The 4,353-nt window shown below is 50.5% G+C and carries 4 protein-coding genes; all 4 read right to left on the minus strand.

All coding sequences use genetic code 11. The features are described from left to right. Nucleotides 1–168 precede the first annotated feature (168 nt). Complete coding sequence (locus ACPLUI_RS11585; RefSeq protein WP_424660419.1) at nt 169–2,097, minus strand: sigma-54-dependent Fis family transcriptional regulator; 1,929 nt, start codon at nt 2,095–2,097, stop codon at nt 169–171. A gap of 382 nt (nt 2,098–2,479) precedes the next feature. Then, nucleotides 2,480–3,172: a class I SAM-dependent methyltransferase gene (locus ACPLUI_RS11590; RefSeq protein ID WP_424660420.1), complete on the minus strand. Its 693-nt coding sequence runs from the start codon at nt 3,170–3,172 to the stop codon at nt 2,480–2,482. Further along, nucleotides 3,169–3,975 carry a tyrosine-protein phosphatase gene (locus ACPLUI_RS11595; RefSeq protein WP_424660421.1) on the minus strand — a complete coding sequence of 269 codons (807 nt, stop codon included), beginning with the start codon at nt 3,973–3,975 and terminating at the stop codon, nt 3,169–3,171. The genes ACPLUI_RS11590 and ACPLUI_RS11595 overlap by 4 nt, the downstream gene beginning before the upstream one ends. 52 nt (nt 3,976–4,027) lie before the next feature. Then, nucleotides 4,028–4,353, minus strand: a 326-nt coding sequence (locus tag ACPLUI_RS11600; protein WP_424660422.1) for a type II toxin-antitoxin system VapC family toxin, incomplete at its 5' end; no start/stop codon positions are given.

A 4,353-nucleotide genomic window follows, 5' to 3' on the forward strand; every position in this document is an offset into this window, starting at 1 on the left:
CTCCTGCCGGTCCAGCCACGGTTACCAGCTTCGCAAAGCTTATCCGGCAGGCTTTTCTTTCCACCCCGCACCCGCCCCATCTAATCCTGACGCCAAGACCGGGTACACTTGTAAGCAACCAGCCGGGGCAAGCCCGGGGGGTGTTTTGTTCCCAGTTAGTCCTAAATGTCAATCCATATCCAACTTAGCAGATTTTATCTTTCTGTAAATGGTATTACGGGTTACCCCCAGGGCTTTCGCTGCTTTGGAAATATTCCCGTTATGAATCTTCAGTGTTTCCAGGATCAACTTTTCCTCTACTTCCCTGAGACTTCCTCCAGTCAAATCACGAACAGGCTCATACTCTTTTATATAAGGTGGTATAACCTCGGGCAAGATAACGTCCCCTTCCGTAAAAACTACCGCATTCTCAATGACATTGCTCAGCTCCCTAACGTTACCTGGCCAATCGTAGTTACAGAGAATCTCCATGACTTCTTTATCCACTGAGGTAATGTTTTTCTGAAATTGCTGGCAAAACTTCAAAAAGAAGTATTCTACAAGAATCGGAATGTCTTCCTTTCTTTCTCTCAACGGGGGCAACTTGATATTAATTACGTTTAAACGGAAATAAAGGTCCTGTCTGAATCTTCCCGCTTCAACCTCTTTACGCAGATCGCGGTTTGTGGCAGCAATAATCCGGACATCAACAGACCTTGCATTAGTTCCACCAAGCCGGGTGACTTTTTTCTCCTGGAGAACCCGCAGCAAATGTACCTGCATTTCCAGCGCCATTTCTCCTATCTCGTCAAGAAAAAGTGTGCCTCCCTCTGCAATCTCAAACTTTCCCATTTTTCCACCTTTTTTGGCCCCTGTAAAAGCCCCATCTTCATAGCCAAACAATTCGCTCTCAATTAAGTCCTTTGGTATCGCTCCACAGTTTATAGGAACAAAAGGCCCCTTCCTCCCGCTCTCATCATGAATGGCCCGCGCTATTAACTCTTTGCCGGTTCCGCTTTCACCCTCAATAAGCACATTTGAAGAAACCTGAGCGGCTTTTTTTGCCCTCCAGATAATTTCGCTCCAGCACTTCGCCTTACCTGTGATCTCATGAAACCTGTAAACAGAACGGCTGGGACTGGAAAGAGAAGCATTATTTTTAAAGTCAAGCAAAACAAGGGTACTTGCTTCCTGACAATTCCCGATCTGTCTTTTACCAATAACCTTGCCTGCTATTTCTTTTGCCAATCCCCGATTGTAACCAGCAGGAAAATTATGAACAGAGAAAGTTGTTTGTTTATCCATATTATCGCTAGATTTTAACAAGTCTAAATAGTGAAGTCCCATAATTTTTTGCTGATTATCTATCTCCAGAAAATCGCAGAGCTTTTTATTCGCATAAACAATTCTACCCCCTGAATCAACAATAACAGTGCACTTATCTATGAGATCTACCAGTGTCCCGAGAGTCGATGCGATCTTTCCACTACAACAACATTTCTGTCTGAAGTTTAACTGATACTCGATTAACTTCCCTGCAAACTTTAGCAATTGCAGAATGCCTGCAGGCAAATCTCCCTCAGGGCGAGTGACATCCATCACACCGATTATATTTCCCTTTGCATCATAAATAGGAACAGCCGCGCAATGATAACTGTGCAGCCTTGGCACATAATGCTCATACCCCTTGATTTCCACAGGCCCTCTTTCGATCAGGGCCGTCCCAATTGCATTGGTACCTATATCCTCTTCCCTGCATTTTGCACCTAAAGGAATAGGGCATTCAACTTTACTTACCTTCTCGATGATATAACCCTCACTATCGGACAGCAGGACATAACACTTTTCATCCAATGATAATATTTCCTGCATCACAGGCCTGGCAAGTGAAATAAGATCTTGATACTGTCTCCTCCGCCAATCCAACCGCTGCTTTGGCAGGACAATTCTCTGATTGCTGAATGGGTCTATTCTTGTCGATCTCTGCCACGATCTTGCAATTACAGGGCGAACTCCGGGCTCGATTAGAACTCCTTTTTCAACAAAATGGCGCCATATCAACTGAAAATTTCCCTTACCATTTCCCTCAAAAAATGTTACCTTAGCATCAGGAGTCATTTTGAGAGTTCTCCCCCCAAATCACCCAGCATAACAAGCTATTTCCTGCAAACTTTAAAGCAACCGGGCAAGTCCCTCTATAGATGATTTCGACAATTATTGAACAAACCCTTGCATGATGTTTTCCTCATGCCATGCTCAATCTCCAACCACTCCGGCGGCCCTCAATTTCTTCTGCACCGGTGCCACGATTCCCCCCGCCTCCCCCACCATAATGTTCTGGCAATTTGTAATACTTAGTATTATTCAACAACTGCGCCTGCATTACCTTCTTGAACTTATAACCAGGAGCCAACGGTAAGGGACAAATTTACTTTTAAATGGTGACGATATTGTCTGCCGGGCGTAGCGCGGGCCGTGATTGTACCAGAACGCTTTGTCTCTACTTGACCGATACCGCGCAAATGAACCCGCCGTCGGTGCGCCCGGCTTTGACGGCAGCAGCCTCCAGTTCCAGCGCAGCCTGCTCCTGCCGGTAGTCAAAGTCCGGTGGGGTGAACAGCACCGCACGGACCCGCACTGTGTTGCCCGGCATAACGCGCCACAGTTCGTCCAGAGTATAAAATCGCGCCCGGCTGAAGACACTGCCGGGGTCCCGGCAGGCCTTTGCCGCGTAGAAACGGCCCCAGCTGCTGTCCCTGCCGATTACCCCCACCACCAGTCTGCCGCCCGGCTTCAGAACCCGGTAAGCTTCCCGCAGGGCCGTGTCCGGGTCCGGCAGAAACTCCAGGGCGCATACGCAAATAACGCCGTCGAAACTGTTGTCCTCGAAGGGCAGCCGCCCGGCGTCCCCCAGGATAAATTCCACCGGCAATCCCTCAGCCTCAGCTCTGGCGCGCGCCTTCGCCAGCATGCCCGGTGAAATGTCGAGCCCTGTTACTCTCAGCCCCCGCCGGGCCAGCTCCAGGGAATAATTGCCCGTGCCGCAACCTATATCCAGCACGCTCATCCCGGGCTCCGGCTCCAGGTAGGCCAATACGGCCTCCTTTTCCACCCGGTCCACGAAACGGCCGGCAGCAGTCTGGTACCATGAGTCGTAGCCAATAGCTTTGTCGTCAAACAGCTGTTTTCTCATCCGCCTCTCCTCTTTGAAACGAACTTCTCCAGAAACGCTCGCAGTGAACCTCTCCTGCCGGTCGGCACCTTCCCGACCGCCTCAATAGCAATGTTACGGCCCTCCAGTACCCGCCGGGAGTTATCCTTCAGCTTCCAGGCTGCGTCAGCCCCCAGGCGGCGCTTTACTTCCGCAAGGGCGGGAGAAAGCACGGGAGTGCGCCCGGTAGAAGAATGGGCATCGGAAGCTACAAAGTGTGCCAGGCCGTGTTCCAGGAAATAAATGGCCATTCTGGCTGCTTCCCGCCCGAACATCCCGGTCAGGCTGCCCGCGGTAACCTGGGCCGGCACCCCACGGCAAACCAGGACCTGCAGCAGGTCGGGGTGGCGGCAGAAAGAGGCGTTTCTTTCCGGGTGGGCAATGATGGGGGTAACCCCCTGGAGCTGCAGTTCGTAGAGCACCCGCTCCATATATGGAGGCACAAAAGCGGGCGGGAGTTCTACCAGCAAGTAACGGCCCCCGTCGTTCAAGGTGACCAGTTCCCCCCGGGCCAGGCGTTCCGGCAGGTCCGGTTCCAGGCGGTACTCAGCACCCGGCAGTATTTTCAGGGGAATCTGGTATTTATCCAAATGGCTGTTCAACTGCTCTACAGCACTGAGAATTGCCTCGCGGTCCGTAGAGTATTCCCCTTCCATGACGTGGGGTGTGGCCACCAGGAACTCGATCCCGTCCTCCACCGCCAGCCAGGCCATAGACAAAGCCTCGCCCAAATCCGGTGCGCCGTCGTCAAGACCGGGAAGAATATGCGCGTGCAGGTCAATCATGAAAGTCTACCTCCAGCAAATGGGCGATACACCCCCGAATTACGTGCATATTTTATACCTCCGCATCATATGGATTGACTGCACTCAAGCCCTCTATATATTTGAAATGCCTTGTATTCAACGTAAAAAGGACGGCTTCATTAACTTTGGCCGTCGCTGCAATTAAAGCATCCATCGGTTCCAGGCCATGTGAGCGGCGGTACATCGCTAAAAGACCACCAGCTGTAATTGCGGTCTGATTATCAACCGGACAATGCTCAAAGATTCCCAATAATTCCTCAACGGCTGATAGACGCTCCTTGCTCATTTTTGGTGCAGCCATTATCTCCATTAGGGTAATAGTAGAAATTAAACCTTCAAGATTACCTTCTTCAATCT

Origin of the sequence: Desulfofundulus sp., from assembly GCF_049701015.1 — a bacterium.
Lineage (GTDB): Bacteria > Bacillota > Desulfotomaculia > Desulfotomaculales > Desulfovirgulaceae > Desulfofundulus.

Coding starts and splice junctions, on each gene's coding strand:
- ACPLUI_RS11595 (WP_424660421.1), bottom strand. CDS start 3,975: ATGATTGACCTGCACGCGCATATTCTTCCCGGTCTTGACGACGGCGCA.
- ACPLUI_RS11585 (WP_424660419.1), bottom strand. CDS start 2,097: ATGACTCCTGATGCTAAGGTAACATTTTTTGAGGGAAATGGTAAGGGA.
- ACPLUI_RS11590 (WP_424660420.1), bottom strand. CDS start 3,172: ATGAGAAAACAGCTGTTTGACGACAAAGCTATTGGCTACGACTCATGG.